This is a genomic window from Bradyrhizobium sp. MI1.11 (genome assembly GCF_055811255.1).
The window spans coordinates 94458-113986 of the sequence record NZ_JBVVPM010000022.1; the positions used below are offsets into that span (position 1 = coordinate 94458).

Below are 19529 nucleotides of genomic sequence, written 5' to 3' on the forward strand. Positions count from 1 at the left end.
CTCCCGTCAGGCTGGTGGAAGAAGCTCGATGTGCAGCGCGAACTTGCCTCGCTTGAGCAGCGGTTGCGGGCCATCATCGAGGCGGCCGATGCGGATCAGGCCGCTGGAATATTCGTAACCGTCATGGAAGAAGGCGAGATTGCCCCATGGCGCGTAGTAGCAGAGATCGCCGGCCGCTTCGTTCGAGAACGGACCGCTGCCTGCTTCCGTCAGCTTTCGCGGCAGGTAGGCGATTTTCTCGTTCGTCGAAAAATCCTCGATGACGAGATCGAGTGGCAGCATGGTCACCAGATCGCGAGCGGATGGATTATCCAGCAAGCCAACCGTGAAAACCTTCTCCTCGAAACGGCAGCGAATACGCATGGGCGCCCTTCCTCCGTGTCTCTCGTCACCGAATGCCGTCTGCGCGGAGGCAGATGAAGTTGCGGAGACGACGGCCGCTAGAGCGGCGGCAAATCGACGCCGGGTGAGGCCATCAAATGTGTCTCTCGTTTGCCCGTCCTCCGTGTTGTTGACGCGGGGGGCCCTTGGACCGACCACCCGATGCTGATGGGAAGCTAAGGCTTCCGCCTCCGTGCGATTAGATGATAAAATCTGAATGCAGTCATAAGACAGGCTTATCAATGAACCGGGACGACGCCAGCGATATCCTGGCCTTCCTCGCCGTGGCGAGGGAGCGCAACTTCACCCGTGCCGCAGCCAAGCTTGGCATGACGCAATCGGCGCTGAGCCAGATCATCCAAAAGCTGGAGGAACGGCTGGGCGTCCGCCTTCTCAACCGAACGACCCGGAGCGTCACGCCAACTCAAGCCGGAGAACGGCTGTTCGTGAGCATCGGGCCCAAATTCACGGAGATGGATGCTGATCTTGCTGCCCTAAGCGAGCTCCGGGAGAAGCCCGCCGGAACCGTGCGTTTGACGGCAACGGAGTACGCCGCCGCCGAGATCCTGCTGCCGGCGCTGGGGAAGATTCTTCCCCTATATCCAGACATCCATGTCGAGGTGATCATCGATTACGGGCTCACCAACATCGTGGCGCAGCAGGTCGATGCGGGCATTCGTCCGGGCGAGCTCGTCGCAAAGGATATGATCGCTGTGCGCGTCAGCCCTGATCTGCGAATGGCCGTCGTGGGCTCGCCGTCCTACTTCGACGAACGCAAGCGGCCCAGGGCGCCGCAGGATCTAACCGGCCACAATTGTCTCAACCTGCGCCTGCCGACCCACGGCGGCAGCCTCTACGCGTGGGAGTTCGAGAAGAACGGGCGGGAGCTCAACGTGCGCGTGGAAGGACAGCTCGTGTTCAACAGTGCAGGGCTTCTGCTGGAAGGAGCCCTAAAGGGCCTGGGCCTTGCCTACCTCACCGAAGGACACGTGCAGCCATACATCTCGCAGGGCCGGCTGATCAGGGTGCTGTCGGACTGGTGTCCGCCGTTCTCGGGTTACCACCTTTATTATCCCAGTCGGCGCCAACCTTCACCGGCATTCTCGCTGCTCGTCGAGGCACTTCGATATCGCGGCAAGTAGATTGCCGCTCATGGCGCCTGACAATCTTCGGCCGGGTACGACTGCTACCTGAAATAGCCCAGCACGAGATCGACATCCGCGCTGCCGGCCACCGTGCCGTTCAGCTCGGCGTCGATGACGCGGCGGCAAGCTTCGATCGCGGCGTGGTCACCGAGGTCGTTGGCGGCTTCCAGCACGAGCCAGGCGGCATCGACCGAGGCCTGGTCCGCTGCTCCCCCGCCGATCTCGCCGGCTGCGGCCTTGTTGAGGTTCTTGTTTGGATTCTTGCGAACGGCGGTGCCGAATTGAGGCAACATTGCAAATACTCCCTGCCAATTCCCGGATGATGCTCGGTGTACCTGTTCGTTGTACCGCTCAGTGCACCTGGAGCTCGGGCTGACGACCCGTGACAGGATCGGTGCCGGTCTTGCGCGACTGGTAGAATTTCAAGACGCTGCGCGAGGTCTCGATCTTGAGCTTGCCGAAATCGCGCTCGTTGTCGTGGAGCTCGCGCGCCGTGATCAGGTGATCCTTGGCGCCGAGGAACAGCAGCGACATGGTGGTGTCCCAGGAAAAATCGAGCGCCTTGCATAGCACCAGGATCATCTCGCGATTGCGGTCCATCATCGCACGCTCGATCACGTCGACCGGCAGCGACGACAGCAGCGACAGGCCGATCTGCACCTCGTCGAAGCGGTGCTGGCGCGCATAGTTCGAGATCGAATCCTGGTTGAGGTTGCCCTGCCGGTACTGCGTCGTCACCACGCGCTTGGCGACGAAATAGCTGCGCGAGGACGGGCCGAACTTGGATTGCAGGTCGCCGGTGACGTCGCTCACCGAGTTTTGGATCTGCGCCATCATTTCCGGGCGCTCGTGCTCGAGCCGGCGGCGGACGTCCTCCGACGCCTTCGAGATCAGCTGCTGGAAGATGTGACGCGGCACGTCCTTGCGCAGGCCAAGCTGCTCGGCAAGAATCGAGTCGCCCTCGGCGCGGCGAACCATGTGGAGCAGGCCCGAGCCGGAGAAGCGCGCGCCCTCGTTCCGGGCAACCGACGTCACGACCTCCTGGTCGCCGCGCTTGACCAGCACGTCGGTGACGGCCTCGCCGATCGACTTGCGCTGGGCGATCGCGAGCAGATGCGACTGGCTCTTGGTCATGGCGCTCTCGATCAGCAGCTTCTCGTCGATACGATTGGAGTCGCGCAGCACGGGGCCTGCGACCTCGATCTCGTCGGCGGTCGCGAGTTGCGCAATGACATTTAGCGGAGCGTGATCGCAGGCTGCCATGACCTCAGAGAGCTGCACCCGCGCAGCAACCTCGATCTCGTCGGCGAGCCGGCCGATGACCTCGCCGAACGTGCTGATCTCGTCGTCGCTATAGCGGCCGGTGATCAGAATGTCGGTCGCGTGCCACAACGCCTTGTTCCGGCTTTCGTCGGTGCCGCGTGCGATCGCGTCGTCCAGATCCTGCAGAAGTGTTGTCGCGCCGTTCATCCCGATGACCCCAGTTCTTGGCTAGCCATCCTGCTTGTGCCGCAGGACGCCGAGTTCCTCTGGGAACAGAGACTAGGGAACAAACGCGAGAATCCGGTAAAGTCGGCAGATCAGTTTTGCCGGGCAAAATTCGTTAAAAAGCGTGGGAATGGGTTTACCGGTGCGTCACGAGGAAGCTGCGCCCCCTCTCCCGCTTGCTGAAAAGGCTTGGGGCACTGATGCCTCTGCGGCGTCATGGCCGGGCTTGTCCCGGCCATCCACGTCTCACCCCTCGGACGAAGAACGTGGATGCCCGGGACAAGCCCGGGCATGACGGATGTCGCCTACGGATTCTGTGGCGTCAGGACCAGCGGCGGCTTCGGCTTAGGCTTTGGGGGCGGCGGGCCCGGGGCCGGCCTCACGTCGATCGGCGGGGGCAGCGGTGCGATCTGCGTGCTTGCAAGTGGCGGGCTTGCAAGTGGCGGGCTTGTAAGTGGCGGGCTTGTAAGTGGCGGGCTTGGCGCCGCGGGAGCGGCGTGCGGCGGCTTCGGTGTCGGCGCAACCCTGATATCCGCCTTGGGCTTCGGCGGCGGCGCGCGGCGCGGATCGCGGCCGGGCATCGGCACATCCTGCAGCGACGGCTCCGGCACGGGATCCGGCGACACCAGCGTCGGCAGCGCGGCGGTCGCCGGCGGCGGCTCGCCGCGCTCGATGGCGTCCAGCCGGCGCGTCTCGCGGTCGATCGTGCGCACCGCAAGCCAGGAGGACAGCGGCCCGACATCGACGGTGCGGTTGAGCCTGTCGGGGGGACCGGCCGCGAACAGCTGGATTTCCGGCGGTGCGCCGGAGAGCCCGGTCATGATCGGCGTCAGGCTGGCGCGGATGTCGGCCTGGTCGGCAGGGATGTCGTAGCCGCCGGAGACGATGGCACGCGCATTCTTCGCCTCTAGCGACGTTGCGCCGACGCGCAGGCGCCCGTCGCGGATCGTGAACGGGATCTGCGCCGAGGCCACTGCAATCGGACCCGCCGACAGCGCGGGCTCGACCAGTTGCCGCAGCCGGTTGTCGTCGGCAATTTGGCCGCCGTCGCTGGCGCGGATGGCGATCTCGAAGGCGCGCGGATTGAGGCCGGAGATTTCAGCGGATTCGAGCGTCACCGTGCCGTTGCCGGCGAGCGCACCGGTGAGCGCCGCAACGCTGCGGCCCTGGCTGGTCAGCGCCATCTGCGCCGAGGCGCGTCCCTTCGGCAGCGCAAGGTCGCGATAGCGCAGCGCCGCCGCGTCGACATTGCCGAGTTCGATGCGCGCATTGAGCGTCAGACCATTGGCGCCATTGCGCGCATCAAGGCTCGCCGACATCTCGCCGCCGCCGACGCCGCCCTTCATTGCGTCGAGCGCGAGCGACTGACCGTCGCTCCGGACCGTGCCGCCGAAGGGGCGCAGCTCGATGCCGCCGGGCAACGTGCCGTGCAACGCCTGGAAGGCGACGCGGCCGCGCCAGCCGCCGAGAAGCCCGGCATTCAACGGCGCATTGGCATCGTGTCCGGCCGCGCCGATGGCCATCGCGAGCGCGGGCACGAGGTCGAGCGTATCGAGGCCGACTTCGCCGTCGACGGTCTTCTCCTGATCGAGCGTCACCGCCAGATGACCGCGCAAATGCGAGCCGGCCAGTGTGCTGTCGAGATCGTTGAAGGTCAGGCGGTTGCCGGCGAGGCCGACGCGCGAGGACAGATTGACGCTCTGCACCGATTTATCGGCCAGGCTGGTCCCGAACAGCGGGGCCAGATTGGCGTTGCGCACGCGCAAATTCACGCTGCCTTTCGGCTCCGACAATTCGACGTTGCCTTGTGCGTCCGCGTCCAGCCCGCCGCCGCTAAGCTTTGCATTCAATTGCAGCTGATGGCGCCAGGCGCCGCTCAAATGGCCTTCGAACTGCGAAGCGCCCTCGCCTGCGGCCAACACGCGATCGAGCCCGAGCAGCGCCAGCAATGCACTGGCCTGCGGTGTCGAGACTTTCGAATCCAGCGTGAAGTCGCTGTTGCGCAAGCGCTCGATATCAATGCCGTTGACGGCGGCCACCGGCGTCTGCGCGGCCAGCGTTGCGGAAGCCTTGAGCTGGGGCGCGTCGAGCTCGAGCGCGGCGCGCGCGTCGTTGCGATCGGCGTGCTCGGCGTTCTTGTCGAGGCTGAGGTCGAGCTTGAGGCGGGTCGTGCCTGGCAGCGTCGGGACGGCGTCGAAGCGCGCGCGCACCGATGGCGCAAACGGCTCGAGCAGCGCGGTGAGATCGCGCAGCGAATTGGCGGAGGATTTCAGCGCGAGCTTGCCAATGGCCTTGGCGCGGTCGAAACTGCCGCTCGCTTCCGTGGTCACGCCACTGGCCTGTCCGAACCGCAACTGCTCCAGCGAGAGCGATGCCGGGCCGTAACCGAGTTTCGCGGTGAACGGCCGCAGCTCCTGCCCGGCCGAGATCGCGCGGCCGATATCGAGCGAAAGCTTCGCCTCCTCCGGCCATTCGCCCTGCGGCCCCGAAAGCGCGCGCACGAAACTCGCGGCGGCATCGAGGTCGAGGCGGTCAGCCCTAAGCTCCGCATCGATCCGCGAGCCCTTGCTCGCGCCGGTCTGGACGAAAGCAATGCGGCCTTCGATCGCGCCGCCCTCGATCTCGGCCTTCAGCCTGTCGATGGCGAAATGGTTGGCGGCAATGGTCACGTCACCGGCAAGGCGCATCGGCCGGGTGCTGCGGCGGTTGACCTCGCTGCGGCCCTGAAGCCAGGCCACCAGCGTATCGGGATCGGAGGAATCGACGCTGAGACGGCCGCTGAAACTGTCGGCGCCGGGCGTCGCGCCGTTGAGCGAGAGCTGCGTCTGGCCTGGCGCGCGCAGCTCGAGCCGCTGGAAGGTCCAGGATCGTCCGTCGGTCGCAAGCTCGGCCGTGATGTTCTGGAGCGGCCGGCCGCCGAGCATGATCTGGTCGGAGTTGAACTCGATCTGTGCCGGGATCGGCGCCTGCGGGATTGCGGCGAGACCTGCGCGGAGCGCCGGAAGGATGCGCTGCGGCTCGGTATCGTTCTTGGCCGTCAGCTTGTCGGCATCGACCTGGCGCGCTGACAGCACCGCGCGCAGCAGCGGCGAGGCCCCGAACCTGACATCGCCGACGCCGCCGAGCTTCAGCGCGGAGTCTTCGGGCCCGAAGCTGGCGTCGACCTGCTCGAACTTGGCGCCGGCCGGATCGGCCTTGAGTTTCGTCGTGAGCTTCCAGGGCATCGGCCCCGCATCGCCCGACTTCTTCGGCGCGGGCACCGCGAGTGTCAGCGCGCCTTCGAATTTCGGCAGGCGATTGTCGAAGGCAAGCACGCCTTCGAGATCGGCGAGAATCGCGCGCTCGCCGGGATCGATGTTGAGGTGGAGGCGGGTGGCATTGCCGTCGGCGCTCGGGCCGGAGGAGACGCGGAACGGATAGCGCACCCCAGCGGCGGTGAAACTGCCGTCGCCCCGGACCGAGCCGGCCAGCGAGCGCACGTCGCCGGAGAAGGCGATGTCGTTGAGCTCCAGCGTCGAACGGCTGGCGGCATCATGCAGGGCAATGCGGCCGGTGAGGTTCAGCCGCTCGATCGCCAGCGAAGCCAGATTGAAGCTGCCGCTTGCGGTGGACGGCAAATCGACCCGCCCGCGCGCGTCGAGGCCGAGATCGACCGCCATGCCATTGACCGAAAGCTCGGTGGCGCGCCATTCGCCGCGCATCAGCGAGCTCAGGCTGAACTCGACGTCGAGCTTGTCGGCGCGCAGGCGGCCGAGATCGTTGTTGCCGCCGAAGGTGACCCCGCGCAGCCGCAGCGTCGGCGCCGGCAACAGCCGCGCGTCGAGCTCGCCCGCCACCCGCACCGGCACGCCGATGATCCTGCCGGCCTCCGCTTCGAACTGGGGCCTGAACTGGTTCCAGTCGACGAAGTAAGGCCCGATCAGAGCGGCCAGCAGCGCTAAGATAAAGGCAATCGCCAATCCGAGCAGCGTCGTCTGCACGGGTCTCCCCTCGGCCAAACCGGATGCGGGCCTTGCCTGAGCCGCAGGGCCTCAGACGTACCGGAACAGCCCCTTATATAGGGAGAAGTGTGGCGAAGTCACAGCGACTGTTGCGCGCGGAGGTTAACGCGGGTGTGAGACCCTCATGGTGAGGAGGCGCGAAGCGCCGTCTCGAACCATAGAGGCCCCGCTCTCGCCCGCGGCCATCCTTGGAGACGCCCGCCTTGCGGGCTCCTCAGGATGAGGGCCAATGCTCGCAGAATCAGTGCTGGCGGCCATCACCAGCTCGCAGGCAGCCGCTTCAGGCCGCGTAGTACGAAGGTCGGCCGCCATTCCGGGTTTTCGAGGTCGTCGATGCGCAGGTCGGGCAGCCGCCGCAACAGCGTGGCGATGGCGATCTCGGCCTCGAGGCGGGCCAATTGGGCTCCCAGGCAGAAATGGATGCCACCGCCGAACGACAGCGGCCTCACGTTCTGGCGGGTGACGTCGAGTCGGTCGGGCCGGTCAGGATAGACCGCCGGGTCGCGGTTGGCCGAGCCAAGCAGGCAGAGCACGGTCTCGCCCTTCGGGATCTTCGCGCCGCCGACATCGTCGATGTCCTCCAGCGCGACCCGCCCGGTCATCTGCACCGAGGAATCGTAGCGCAAGAATTCCTCGATCGCGCCCACCATCAGCTCAGGTTGCGCCTTCAAAAGCGCGAGCTGGTCCGGATTGCGATGCAGCGCCAGCAGGCCGTTGCCGATCAGATTGACCGTGGTCTCGTGGCCGGCGCCGAACAACAGGATGATGTTGGCGGTCAGTTCCTCGTTGGTGAGCTTGTTGCCGTCTTCCTCGGCCTGCACCAGCTGGGTGATGAGATCGTCGCCGGGATTTTTGCGACGCAGCTCGAACAGCTGCTGGAAATACATCTGCGCCATCATGTTGCCGGCGTTGCCCTTGGCAATCTCCTCCGGCGAAAGCGGCACGGGGTCGAGCAGCCGTCCGCCGTCGCGTGAGCTGTTATAGAAAGTCTCGCGATGGTCCTCGGGGATGCCGAGCATGTCGCAGATGATGGTGACCGGCAGGCGGAAGGCGAAATCCTCGATCAGGTCCATGTGGCCGCGTTCGATCACGGCATCGATGGTCCGGTCGACGATCTGCTGGATGCGCGGCCGCATGTCCTCGACGCGGCGGGCGGTGAAGGCCTTCACGACGAGGCCGCGCAGGCGGGTGTGGTCGGGCGGATCGGCCTGCAGCATCCAGTGGCTCATGCTGCGGAAGACCGGCTCCTCCATGATCTTCTCGCTATAGCGGCGCTTGGAACGCTCGACGAAATCCTTGCCGAACCGCTTGTCGCGCATCACGAGGCTGACATCGGCATGGCGGCTGGTGACGAACTGGCCGAACGGCGTCACGTGAATCGGAAAGATCGCGCGGAGCCGCTCATAATGCGGATAGGGATCGCGGATGAAGTCCGGCGACAGTGGATTAAACAGCGGACCGCCGGTGCCTTGCACATGCTCGTTCATGGTGACCTCACATCGGTTGCCGCATGAATCGCATACGCCGGGCAGCCCCTCTTGCGCGGCGTAATCATCCCTGAATTGTTAACTCGATACATTGTTGTATCGAGTTGCATTCTGCCCTAACCTGCTCCGATGTCAAGGGTGAGAACCAGGCCGACCAGAGACGACACGCGCGAGAGGCTGTTCGAGGCGGCCGCGCGCGTGTTCGAGGAGGACGGCATCGGCGGCGCCAGCATCGAGGCGATCGCAGCTGCGGCCGGATTCAGCCGCGGTGCGTTCTATTCCAACTTCAAGAGCAAGGACGAGCTGATCATCGCCATGATCGAGGACCATGTCGCGCAGTCGATCCGGCGCAACATGGACATCCTCGCGCAGCACGACAATCTCGACGACTTCATCGCAGCGCTGAAGGCGATGGATCGCACAAGGCAGGACCCGCTCGGCCGCTCGCCGCTGCTGCACATGGAGATGATCCTGTTCGTCGCGCGCGCCGAGAAGCGCCGGCCGGAGCTTGCAAAACGCCTGCGCGCGCGGCGCAAGCTGGTCGCCGACATCGTCGAGGCCACGCTGAAGAGCAACGCAAAGGACGACACGCTCAATCCGCCATGGATGGCCTCCGTCGTGCTGGCGCTGGAAGACGGCTTTCGTCTGCATCGCCTGATCGATCCGGAGACGACGCCGGCCGACAGCTTTCTGCGCGCGATCACTGATCTGCGGCGCAGGACGGGATTGTCGTCGAAGTAGCGTTTGTTTTCTTCAGATCGTCGCGCTGTTCCCGCTCGACATCGGCGCGCCGCGCCGCTGGAACCTCGTCGCAATTCTCGCGCGCATTTTCCACATCGTCATACCGATCCAAGGAACGTTTCTGCAGCTTGCCACTTTATCCCGGGCCTGTTTTGGCAATTTGATCATTGGAGGAGACAGCGATGAGGATTCTGAAATTGTCTGCGGCCGCAGCCGCGCTGCTGGCCGGTACCGCGCTCGCCGTGGCGCAGTCGAGCTCGACGGTCGGCACTGGCGGCTCGTCAGCCGGCGGCGGCACCAGCAACTCGACGATCGGTACGGGCGGTTCATCGGCAGGTTCGGGCAGCGGCTCAGGCTCGGCCTCGACGCTTGGCACCGGCGGCTCGTCGGCCGGCGGCGGCACCAGCAGTTCGTCCGTGGGCACCGGCGGCTCTGCCGCGGGCTCCGGCAGCGGCTCAGGCTCGGCCTCGACGCTCGGCACCGGCGGTTCGTCGGCTGGTGGCGGCAAGAGCTCGTCCAGCGTCGGCACGGGCGGCTCTGCGGCAGGCTCCGGCTCCAACTCCGCATCGACGCTCGGCACCGGCGGCTCGTCGGCCAGCGGCGGCAAGAGCGGCTCGACCGTGGGAACCGCCGGCTCCTCCGCGGGACATGCCAGCGACATGGGCATGGAAAAGGGCAAAGGCCACCACAAGGACGAGATGAAGAAGGACAAGGACTGACATCCCGGCCGGCGGAGCGGCAGCAATGCCGCTCCTTCGTCCTTCCTGAGGAGGACTGGCATGAACAGATCAATCGTTGCGATCGCAGTTTTGACTTTGATGAGCAGCGCCGCTGTGGGGGAAACCATGCAGAAAACCGGCAAGACCGCATCCGGCGAGACCTGCCGGGTCACGGTGGAAAAACATCCCGACGGCAGCATTACCGCGCTGGGGTCATCGGGTTCAGGCACAACCGGCTCGACCTCATCGAGCGGCTCGCTGTCGAGCTCGAGCTCGGCCGGCGGATCGTCGGTGCACGTCCAGGCCGGTGGCGGCAACGTGTCGAGTTCGTCCTCGACGGCCGGCGGCCCGGGTTCGACCAGTGCGAGCACCGTCACAGTCAACGGCTGCACCATCTCGACATCGTCGCCATAGCAAAAGGATTTCACAGATGAGAATGTTGATCGCGACCTCGTCGGTCGCACTCCTGCTCGCCGCCGCCTCGCCGTTGTCGGCGCAAACCAGCATGACCGGCGGCAGCGGCGGCTCGGCTGCAGCCGGCGGCACCTCGGCCAGCACGCTCGGCACCGGCGGCACGTCGACGTCGGGGTCCGGACAGACCGGCTCGTCCATTGCAGCCGGCGGCAGCGCCGCGTCTGCCAACGGCAAGGCGCAGTCCGGCACCAGCATGAACAAGGGCAACGGTCCGGTGCTCAATTCCAATGCGCGCGCGCAGGCGCATGAGGGTGGCACGTTCAGCCGCTCCCACACCCGCACGAAAGTGAAGGCGGGCGAGGAGGTCGGGTCCACCACCAAAACCATGTCGCACGTGCCGGGCTCCAAGCCGACCATGTCGACGACATCGACGAACGTGCGCTGAACCATCCTCACGAGACTGCTGCCCGCGATTTGCGGGCAGTTTTTTCTTTGTGAGCAGATTTTTTTTGTAAGCAGGTTTTTCTTTGTGAACGATCAACCGCCGCTCAGCGTGTGGCTGACGCGGGTCACGACTGCATCCCACTGCCGCTTCTCGGCCGCCGGGTAGTTGATCAGCACGCAATGCACGTAGCGGCGGCCAAAATTGCAGCGGTCGTACCAGATCTTGCCGCCCCGGGTGCTGGAGACCACGAAGAAGCGCGGCGTGATGCGCTTGTAGGTGATGCCGGACGGCGGATTCTTCCGCGCCAGGAAAGCCGCCGGTGAACTGCCTTCGTTCGGAACGGCCTGCACCGTCAAATCCGCCCGGCCGTCGCTGGTCCGGTACTGCATGCCATAGCCGTCGGGCCGACCGGCTTGCTCGGTGAAGATGGACGAAGGGATGTCGACACTGGTCCCGGTCTCGGGAATGCGATAGCCGCTCCAACTCTCCGCACCGGCAGCAGCCGGCGAGGCAGAGAGCATCACAAGGATGGCGGCGATCTTCTTCATCGTATGGCCCAGTTTGCGCTCGACGGCCGACAACGTGGAGAAACGCCGGACGTTCCTATCCGCGACGTGAACGCGCGTTGCGCCCCGAGTCGCTCGACCAGACCTCGCAAGCCGGATGATGGCGTCGAGTGCACCCGCTAGCGAGCGCGTTTGCCCTTGTCCGTGGGCAACGGGCAGTTCGTACAAACGCTGTCGTCGCACATGCGACAGATCGTGAAGCGATCCATCTCGGACGTATCCTGCCGAGCCAACAACTCGTGGAGCAGCGTTTCGAGTCGTTTCGTTTCAGCCGGCGACAGCACATCCAGAAGCGACGCGACGGCCGAAATTCGCGACGTCATCAACTCGTTGCGGGTTGAGGCGCCCTTCGCTGTCAGGTGCAGAGCAACCTCGCGGCCGTCCTGTCCGGGCCGACGTTCGACCAGCCGATCCGACACCAGACGGTCCACCAGCCGGACCGTTCCTGAATGCGACAGGCCAAGGATCCGCCGCAGCTTGTCGTTGGTCATGCCCTGGCCATAGCCGATGACGACCAGTGCGGCAGGCGTCTCGCCGCCGCGGCCTATGACCTCGCGCGCACCCTGCTCGATCCGATCCATGACGGCGAGCGAAAGCGCCCCCAGCAAATTTGCGATTCCATTTTCCATGAGCCGGACAATATGTGCGGAGCGCACAAAAAACAACTTGACGAATATGTGCGCTCCGCACATATTTTGCCCGCGGGGCACGATGACATGGAGAATGACGATGAATATCGGGAGCGCGGCACGACAAGCGGATGCCCAAGCGAATACCAGAGGCATTGAACCCGCCTTGAAATACGTGCAGGCCAACGGCGTGCGCTTCGCCTATCTCGAACAGGGCGACGGCCCTCTTGTCATGTTCCTGCACGGCTTTCCCGACAATGCCTGGTCGTATCGAAAGCAGCTGCAGGTCTTCGCGGATGCAGGCTATCGTGCGGTCGCGCCGTTCCTCCGCGGCTATGCACCGACCGAGATTCCGGCGGACGGAGTTTTCGATCCGATCGCACTGGGCAAGGATCTCGAAGCCCTTATCGCGGCGCTGAGCGACGACGGACAGGCGCGCGTCGTCGGCATGGATTGGGGCGGCACCTCAACCTTTCAGGCGCTGGCCACGGCGCCATCGGCGTTCAAGGCCGCCGTGGTCATGAACACCGCACATCCGATTACAATTTCGAGCATCAGACGGGATCCGGAGCTCGTTCGAGCCGTCTTCCATGTCTATTTCTTCCAGCTTCCCGGCGCCGTATCCGCGGTCAGTACCGAGGGACTTCCCTTCGTCGACTATCTCTGGAAGCTGTGGTCGCCGACATTCAACAATGCCGAGCACATCCGTTCAATCAAGGAGACGCTCAGCTCGCCCGGCACGATGGCCGCGGCGCTTAAATATTACGGAGGCCTGACCGATGCGGGGCTCGCGCGCCGGCTGCCGATCAATGACATGCACACGCCGACGCTGACGATCTATGGCAGCAACGATCCGACCGCAAGGTACTCGGTCAAGGAGGAGCCGCTGTTCAAGGGGCCGCACCAGCGGATTGTCCTGCCCGATGTCGGGCACTTCCCGCACCTCGAGCGTGAGGAAGAAGTCACCGGCCTGATCATGGACTGGTTCAAGACGCACGCGCCTGACTGAACGCAGAGGGCGTGGCCCACAACATCCTTCGAGTTCTCTAATCCGGAGTACGCGCAATGGACGCCAAGACCCAACAGCAATATGCCGAGACGTTTCATGCCCTTCACAGGAAGGGCGATCCGCTCATCCTGTTCAACGCCTGGGACGCCGCCACTGCCAAAGCTATCGCGAAGACCTCTCCGGCCATCGCGACCAGCAGCAGTGCGGTCGCCTCCGCACTTGGATACGCCGACGGAGAAAATGTCCCGCTCGACATTGTGACCGGCCTGGTGTCGCGGATGACCGCGGCCGTCTCTGTTCCAGTCTCAATCGATCTGGAGGCTGGATATGGCGACACCCCAGAAGCCGCCGCCAGATCGGCGACCGAGATTTTGAAAGCCGGCGCCGTCGGCATCAATCTCGAGGACGGACTATCAGGGGGAAAGCGCCAACTCGTCAATCCCGAACGCCATGCCGCCAAGATCAAGGCCGTGCGGCACGCTGCAAAAGATCTGGGAGTTCAGCTGTTCATCAATGCGAGAACGGATCCGTTTCTGCTCAAATTCGGATCGCCGGACGAGTGCATGAACGAAGCGGCAAGCCGGGCGAAGGTCTATGCCGAGGCCGGCGCCGACGGAATTTTCGTGCCCGGCCTCACCGACCTCGCGCTCATTGAAAAGTTCGTTCAGCTCACGCCTCTGCCGGTCAACATCATGGTGACACAAGGCGTTCCCGCACTTCCGGATCTGGCCCGCGTCGGCGTTCGGCGGGTCAGTCTTGGGCCATGGCCGATGATGGCAGCGATGCGGATGATCGGACAGGCCGCGGCTGCGGTCGCTGCGACCAAGCAATACGGCACGTTCCTGCAACCGAACGCCTGAGCCTGGCCATCACTAGCTCGAAGCAGCGTTCTGCGCCGACCGCTTCACGCTTTTCGAATCCATCGGATGGACGTCGAGAGCGGTCAGCGCAGGTCCTATGCGTTACTGTCCATGGCCGCGATCAACGATGCGATCTCGATGGTCGCGAAATTGCAGAAGCTGTCGGAGACCGCGTAGGGGAAGATGATCTTGTCGCGGTGGCGCATCGCGCCGCAGGTGTAGACGACGTTTGGAACATATCCTTCGCGTTCGGAAGGGTCCGGGCGCAATAGCGGCTCGCGCAGGCGGCCGAGCACCTTCGAAGGGTCGTTCTTGTCCAGCAACGCGGCCCCGATCGAATATTTCCTCACAGGGCCGACACCGTGCGTCAGCAGCAGCCATCCCTCATCGAGCTCGATCGGAGATCCGCAATTGCCGATCTGTACGAACTCCCAGGGGTATCGCGGCTTCAGAATCGGCTGGCCGCCATCCCACGTATGGAGATCGTCGGAAAAAATCAGATAGAGGTTCTCGTTGTCCTGGCGCGCGATCATCGCATATCTGCCCCCGATCTTGCGCGGGAATAACGCCATGCCCTTGTTGCGCGCGGCATTGCCCTTCAGGGTCGATAGCCGGAACGATACAAAGTCGGACGTCTCGATCAGTTCCGACCGGATCGCGCGTCCGCTATAGGCGGTGTAGGTCGCGTAGTAGATCGTCTCGCCGGCGTTGCTGAAATGCACAAAACGGGCATCCTCGATCCCGTTCGACTGCGCTTCGGTGACCGGAAAAATCACCCGCTCGCTCAGATCTTGGCCAGCCGCGAATGTAACATCAATCCCGTCGCCGCCGGCGCTCGATGTCAGCCTGACGAGATCGGGGCTGGATGCAAGACGCGCCGTCGGGTCGATCGTCACGGTCCCGTCTGCCGCAATAAGCCCCGACCGAAATGTCAGGGACGACACGTGACCCTCGCCGACGGCACGCAGACTCAGGATGAAGCGGAGGCTGCCTTCCGGCGTTCCGGATTGATCGGGATGTGGCACGATACTCGGATTGAACAATGCCGAGGCCTCGAACGAATATTCGTTAAGAAAATAGGCGCCCGCGAGTTGGCGCTGCACCTGCGTGAATACAGCATGGTCGGCCAGCGCCTCTTCCATTTCCGCGGCGCGTGCCTCGAAAATCTGCAACAGGTTGCGGTGACGGCCGAGGAAATTCTCCAGAACGTCGGCCAATTGCCGGTCAGCCGTCTCGGGATCGAGCGCGAGGACCCGTTCGACGATATGGTTGGCGCGGGTCTTGTCTGTCGGATTGAGGTCGCGCGGCTCGGTTGCCGGCTTGAAAGGCCGAACGATGACACGGGTCGGATCAGGCCGCAGCTGAAGGGCTTGGCGTTTGAGGAAGGGAGATTGCGACAAAACGGCCTCGATGGGTTGAAGGAGGAAATTGTAACCGGCTCCGTCAGGCGACGAGAGGAGCAGGCTTGGCCCGGCTTTCGCTCAGGCGGGCAATTTGCCGAATCTCGGAAAGCCCAAGCAAATACGACACCACGGATTCCCCTCCGCGATTCTCATTGGGACGATCGGGGTGCAGGCCATCCCGGCAGCTTCCGGTTTCCAAATCGACCAGCGAGGCCGATAGATCGTTGCTGCCCAGAAACCACGCAAAGACCCGCGCGGCTTCGGCTTTCCACTCGACATCGTGATCGGCCCGCCATGCGGCAAGGCATGCCGCGATGGTCGCCGCGGCCTCCAGCGGCTGCTGGTCGAAGGCTTGCGAGGGTTGGCGTCGCTCACCAAATCCCGCCGTGCCGATCGGGCGGAATTGGCCCTTCGCCGAAGTTTGCCTCTTCACAAGCCAGCGCAGCGACTCCAGCCCGATATTGACATAGCGCGATGTCTTACTCGCCAGGCCCGTCATGATCAGCGCCTGGGGCAAGCGCGCGTTATCGTAGGCCAACCCATCCTCGAACCAGACCCAATCGCCTGTTGCCACGGTGTCGAAGATCAAGATCAACCGATCGGCAAGCACGGCACGCAAACGGGTCGCCTGGACATCGTTCGGGACAGCCGAGCAGTATGCATCAAGGCCCAGCAATACGAACGCCCACGCACGGGGCGAACGAAACTCTTCCGCTGTTGCCATCGCTTCAGAAAACAGCGCCGCTGCCCATGAGCGCCGCGACGTGCTGGCATCGGTCAACGCGCACACGCCCAAGGCCCAGAGCGTGCGTCCGTGACTATCCTCCGACCCCTGGTCCTCCAACCAGCAGCGGTTGAAGCCCATGAAATTGCGAAATCGTCGTGTATCCGGATTCCAGGCGTGCTGGACGAAGGCGGCAAATCGCGCCGTCAGGGCTTCCGGCAGCCGCTCTTCGCCCGGATTGTTGAGTGCACAGGCCACGAGCAGCGCCCGGGCGTTGTCGTCGACGCAATAGCCGTGGGCACGATCCGGCACGCTATGAACGGCATGCTGAAACAGTCCCGTGTCGTCACACATCGACAGGAAATGACCGAGCTGCATTTCCGGCGGGGCGCGGCTGTCGCGCAGCAGCGTACCAGTATCCGTGCGCGCAATGGTCTTGAGCCGATGCCGTCGGCCGGCGTTCTCGAAGACCGACATATAGCGTTCGGCGGTTCTTTCCCACGTCATCGCGCGGCTGCTCGAATAGGCGCGCTTGCGCATCGCCTGCCGAAGCACATCGTTGGTCAGCAACTTGGCGATTTCAATGCCGAGCGCTGCCGCATCGCCAAACGGAACCAGGATGCCGCGGCCATCGGCCAATAGTTCACGGGCATGCCAATACGGGGTGGACACCACGGCTTTACCGAGGCCGAAACTATAGGCCAGCGTGCCCGAGGTCATCTGGGCCTCACTGAGGTACGGCGTCACGTAGACGTCGGACATCGAGATGAAATCGAGCAGCGTTTTCTTGTCGACGAACTGATCGAGGAACACGACGTGATCCTCGACGCCAGCCTGGCGCGCGTGCGCCATCAGGGACTCACGATAGGCTTCGCCACGATCGCGCACGAGGTTGGGATGCGTCGCACCGAGGACGACGTAAACGGCGTCGGGTCGGGTCTCCAGAATCGAAGGCATCGCATCGATCATGACTTCGATACCCTTGTTCGGCGACAGCAATCCGAAGGTCAGGATGACCGACTTGTTGCTGAATCCGAGCGCAGCCTTGGCCGCGTCGGGTTCGACGAACGCAAATTCCGGGATACCGTGTGGGATGATTTCGATCTTCTCGTCAGCCACGTGGTAGACGGAACGCAACAACTCCCGACCCTTCTCCGCCATCACGACGACCTTGGACGAGCATTCGACGATGCGCGCGATGACGTCACGCTGAGCCTCCGTCGGCTCGGACAAGATCGTATGCAAGGTTGTCACGATCGGTATGGTCAGGCGCGACAGGAGCGCCATGATCTGGCCTCCGGCCTCGCCGCCGAAAATGCCGAACTCGTGTTGCAGCGAAACGGCCTCGAAGCCGCCGCTGTTCAGATAAGTGGCCGCACGGACATAATCATCTTGCCTGTCGTCGTTGATCTCCAGGCCCACGGTGGGAGGATAATCGTAGACCTGGCCGTGATCGGTCATCGCGACGATGACGGTCTCCAGATCACTCCGGGACGCCGCAATGGCGCTCTGCAAGTCGGTGGTGAAGGTCGCAATGCCGCAGCGGCGGGGAAGCGAATTGCCGATGAATGCGATACGATTTACGGCAGCCAATTTGGCGTCTCCGATTGTTTGAGCGCGGCGGTCTCGAAGGGAGACGCGACCAGGGTGCTGGGAAAGGCGTGCGGTGCGCGACTGGCGCTCGCGGCGCTGCGCTCTATCAACGCAGCGAGGTTTATCTTCGGGCCGGGATAGGCCAGTAGCGCTTTCAACCCGTTCGCACCGACCTCGATTTCCGCATGGTCGGCTTCCAGGAAGATCGCCTCCCCCGGCGCCAGCCTCGTCGAGCCGAGTTGGGCCTGGCCTTCTATCGCCAGCAGCCAGGTCTCTTTCGGTGCGTCGAGCATCCAAACGGAGCCCGGAGCAAGGTCAATTTGCTCCAGCGCAAAATATGAATTGACCGTGAGGACCGTTCGCGCGCCGCTCAGACGTTCGGACGGCAATTGGATCTGGCGCGGGCCTGCTGTCGCCACCGCGACGGCATTGTCGATGTGCAGTTGGCGCTGTCGCCCATAGTCGAACAGCCGGAACGTGGCGTCGCTTTGCTGCTGGATTTCGACGAGCACGATGCCGGCGCCGATCGCATGTACGGTTCCGGCAGGAATGAAAATGGCGTCGCCTGGATGAACCGGCTGCCAATCCACGATATCGGCGATCGAGCCGTCAGTGATTGCCGCTCGCAACTCTGCGGCGGAGCGCGGATGGTTCAGTCCCACCGCGACCCTAGCACCGGGGATCGCGGAGACGATGTACCAGGCTTCGGTCTTGCCGTTGGCAAGCCCGATCGAGCGCGCGAACGCATCATCCGGGTGAACTTGAATCGATAGCGGCTCGGAGGTGAAGAGCATTTTGAGCAGCAACGCCGTCTCCGGCCCAGCAAGGCCCGGACGCTCGAACCACAATTCCCCGATCGGGCCGTCGCTCGTCGACGCCAGGCTCCAGGGCCGCAGATCGAGACTGCCCCAGGGCTTCGGCTTGGTTCGCACGATGGCATGTTCGATCGTCAAGCGGGCCTCCCAAAGGCTGTGCGATCAATCGTTGACTGTTCGTGCCGGGCGCGGGCCGGTCCAGGGCGGAAGCGCATCCCATTCGGCCCTTCGCATGCGGCGCTCTTCATCGCCGACCTTCACGAAGACAAACGGAGCGTCGTCCTGCCCGGTCTTCGATCCCGTGAATGTGGCCGGAAGCCCGTTCGAATTTCGGATCGTTGCTGTGTTTGCCACGTAGCCTCCTGACGACCTGCGTGCGAGATCGCTGCTGCAGATCAATTGAAAATGGATTCCGCTGCATGAAGGCCGACGCAGCGACCCGCAGCGGCACCGGAGATACCAATCAGTCCAGGAGATTTGTATTTTGGGATATCGGACATCCGACCGCCTTCGTGGTTGAGGCGGGAGCGCAATGCTCTCAGTCACCGATAACTGCCAAGGGCGGGCGGCGATATCGAGCATATAGGAACGCTGTCGCCCAATAGCGAGACGAGAGCATCAATCAGATCGGCTTTATTAGCTGTATCTTTGTGTTGGCATTGCTCTATGGTCACACGGCCTGACGTCTGAGTTGACAGGGCTCATCGCTCGATTTCAATACTGGCCGGCTGATCCCCCTCTCAGAAGGGTTTTCGGCAATCGGATGTCGCATGGTTTCAACGGACCGTTTCCGGCAAGAGATTCGATCCCGGCTCGAATTGGCGAATGCGCAAGGCCTTAAGAACGTGACCATCGAGTGTGGCGAGCTTTACCGGTCCATGAGCCCGCTGCCCACGTTCAATCGATGGATGATCTTCTGCTGCAATGCTATGCGCGCGGAAATGGCCTTGACCGATCATTTGATTTTCGACGACAGGAACGAAAGCTTGCTGACCGTTCACTACGCATTGCCGCGTCAATGCCGACCAAAGCCAAACCAGGCACGATCGAAGTAACGCGTTTCGTTGATTTCGATGGCTAGCCGGTCGTTGCTGCCGTGGCGGCTCCGA

The 19529-nt window shown here is 63.6% G+C and carries 18 protein-coding genes and 1 pseudogene; 8 read left to right on the forward strand and 11 right to left on the reverse strand.

Annotated elements, in window-relative coordinates:
• Positions 1–6: 6 nt before the first annotated feature.
• A pseudogene (locus tag AC0L30_RS22255) lies at positions 7–438 on the reverse strand (cyclophilin-like fold protein); the annotation flags it as partial.
• Positions 439–623: 185 nt separating this feature from the next.
• On the opposite strand from AC0L30_RS22255, the gene AC0L30_RS22260 reads away from it, so the two are divergent.
• Positions 624–1523, forward strand: a complete 900-nt coding sequence (locus AC0L30_RS22260; protein ID WP_473405223.1) for a LysR family transcriptional regulator — start codon at positions 624–626, stop codon at positions 1521–1523.
• 44 nt (positions 1524–1567) lie between these two features.
• On the opposite strand, the gene AC0L30_RS22265 is transcribed toward AC0L30_RS22260, so the two are convergent.
• The 4 genes from AC0L30_RS22265 to AC0L30_RS22280 form a co-directional block, all read right to left on the reverse strand.
• Positions 1568–1819 (reverse strand): hypothetical protein, encoded by a 252-nt coding sequence (locus AC0L30_RS22265; RefSeq protein ID WP_219683465.1) that lies wholly within the window; start codon positions 1817–1819, stop codon positions 1568–1570.
• A 58-nt stretch (positions 1820–1877) separates the two neighbouring features.
• Positions 1878–2996 carry a DUF2336 domain-containing protein gene (locus AC0L30_RS22270; RefSeq protein ID WP_219683464.1) on the reverse strand — a complete coding sequence of 373 codons (1119 nt, stop codon included), beginning with the start codon at positions 2994–2996 and terminating at the stop codon, positions 1878–1880.
• A gap of 323 nt (positions 2997–3319) precedes the next feature.
• Positions 3320–6994, reverse strand: a complete 3675-nt coding sequence (locus AC0L30_RS22275; RefSeq protein ID WP_473405225.1) for an AsmA family protein — start codon at positions 6992–6994, stop codon at positions 3320–3322.
• Between the two features lie 278 nt (positions 6995–7272).
• A complete protein-coding gene (locus tag AC0L30_RS22280) occupies positions 7273–8502 on the reverse strand; it encodes a cytochrome P450 (RefSeq protein WP_473405226.1) in 1230 nt (409 codons plus the stop codon).
• Between the two features lie 129 nt (positions 8503–8631).
• Between AC0L30_RS22280 and AC0L30_RS22285 the strand changes: the two genes are divergently transcribed.
• The 4 genes from AC0L30_RS22285 (at position 8632) to AC0L30_RS22300 (ending at position 10821) form a co-directional block, all read left to right on the forward strand.
• On the forward strand, positions 8632–9243 hold the full coding sequence (locus AC0L30_RS22285) for a TetR/AcrR family transcriptional regulator (RefSeq protein WP_473405227.1): 612 nt from the start codon (positions 8632–8634) through the stop codon (positions 9241–9243).
• Positions 9244–9425: 182 nt separating this feature from the next.
• A complete protein-coding gene (locus AC0L30_RS22290; RefSeq protein ID WP_473405228.1) occupies positions 9426–9962 on the forward strand; it encodes a hypothetical protein in 537 nt (178 codons plus the stop codon).
• A 60-nt stretch (positions 9963–10022) separates the two neighbouring features.
• The gene (locus AC0L30_RS22295) at positions 10023–10376 is read left to right on the forward strand and encodes a hypothetical protein (protein WP_007600942.1); all 354 of its coding nucleotides are present in this window, start codon (positions 10023–10025) and stop codon (positions 10374–10376) included.
• A gap of 22 nt (positions 10377–10398) precedes the next feature.
• Positions 10399–10821 carry a hypothetical protein gene (locus AC0L30_RS22300; RefSeq protein ID WP_473405238.1) on the forward strand — a complete coding sequence of 141 codons (423 nt, stop codon included), beginning with the start codon at positions 10399–10401 and terminating at the stop codon, positions 10819–10821.
• A 92-nt stretch (positions 10822–10913) separates the two neighbouring features.
• Here AC0L30_RS22300 and AC0L30_RS22305 read toward each other — a convergent pair whose 3' ends face one another.
• Together AC0L30_RS22305 and AC0L30_RS22310 are read right to left on the reverse strand one after the other, a co-directional pair.
• Positions 10914–11369: a hypothetical protein gene (locus AC0L30_RS22305; RefSeq protein ID WP_219683458.1), complete on the reverse strand. Its 456-nt coding sequence runs from the start codon at positions 11367–11369 to the stop codon at positions 10914–10916.
• 137 nt (positions 11370–11506) lie between these two features.
• Complete coding sequence (locus tag AC0L30_RS22310) at positions 11507–11968, reverse strand: MarR family winged helix-turn-helix transcriptional regulator (protein WP_354201155.1); 462 nt, start codon at positions 11966–11968, stop codon at positions 11507–11509.
• Between AC0L30_RS22310 and AC0L30_RS22315 the strand changes: the two genes are divergently transcribed.
• Together AC0L30_RS22315 and AC0L30_RS22320 are read left to right on the forward strand one after the other, a co-directional pair.
• Positions 11967–13025 (forward strand): alpha/beta fold hydrolase, encoded by a 1059-nt coding sequence (locus tag AC0L30_RS22315; RefSeq protein ID WP_245285999.1) that lies wholly within the window; start codon positions 11967–11969, stop codon positions 13023–13025. The two genes, AC0L30_RS22310 and AC0L30_RS22315, sit on opposite strands and share 2 nt — an antisense overlap.
• A gap of 56 nt (positions 13026–13081) precedes the next feature.
• The gene (locus AC0L30_RS22320; protein WP_473405229.1) at positions 13082–13885 is read left to right on the forward strand and encodes an isocitrate lyase/PEP mutase family protein; all 804 of its coding nucleotides are present in this window, start codon (positions 13082–13084) and stop codon (positions 13883–13885) included.
• 95 nt (positions 13886–13980) lie between these two features.
• On the opposite strand, the gene AC0L30_RS22325 is transcribed toward AC0L30_RS22320, so the two are convergent.
• The 4 genes from AC0L30_RS22325 to AC0L30_RS22340 form a co-directional block, all read right to left on the reverse strand.
• Complete coding sequence (locus AC0L30_RS22325) at positions 13981–15285, reverse strand: glycoside hydrolase family 130 protein (protein ID WP_473405230.1); 1305 nt, start codon at positions 15283–15285, stop codon at positions 13981–13983.
• Positions 15286–15328: 43 nt separating this feature from the next.
• Complete coding sequence (locus AC0L30_RS22330) at positions 15329–17605, reverse strand: glycosyltransferase family 4 protein (RefSeq protein WP_473405239.1); 2277 nt, start codon at positions 17603–17605, stop codon at positions 15329–15331.
• Entirely contained in the window at positions 17593–18411 is an 819-nt protein-coding gene (locus AC0L30_RS22335; protein ID WP_473405231.1) for a class I mannose-6-phosphate isomerase, read from the reverse strand. Before AC0L30_RS22335 ends, AC0L30_RS22330 begins: the two co-directional genes overlap by 13 nt.
• 171 nt (positions 18412–18582) lie before the next feature.
• On the reverse strand, positions 18583–18774 hold the full coding sequence (locus AC0L30_RS22340) for a hypothetical protein (RefSeq protein ID WP_035974339.1): 192 nt from the start codon (positions 18772–18774) through the stop codon (positions 18583–18585).
• A 416-nt stretch (positions 18775–19190) separates the two neighbouring features.
• Between AC0L30_RS22340 and AC0L30_RS22345 the strand changes: the two genes are divergently transcribed.
• Complete coding sequence (locus AC0L30_RS22345; RefSeq protein ID WP_157158654.1) at positions 19191–19475, forward strand: hypothetical protein; 285 nt, start codon at positions 19191–19193, stop codon at positions 19473–19475.
• Positions 19476–19529 lie beyond the last annotated feature (54 nt).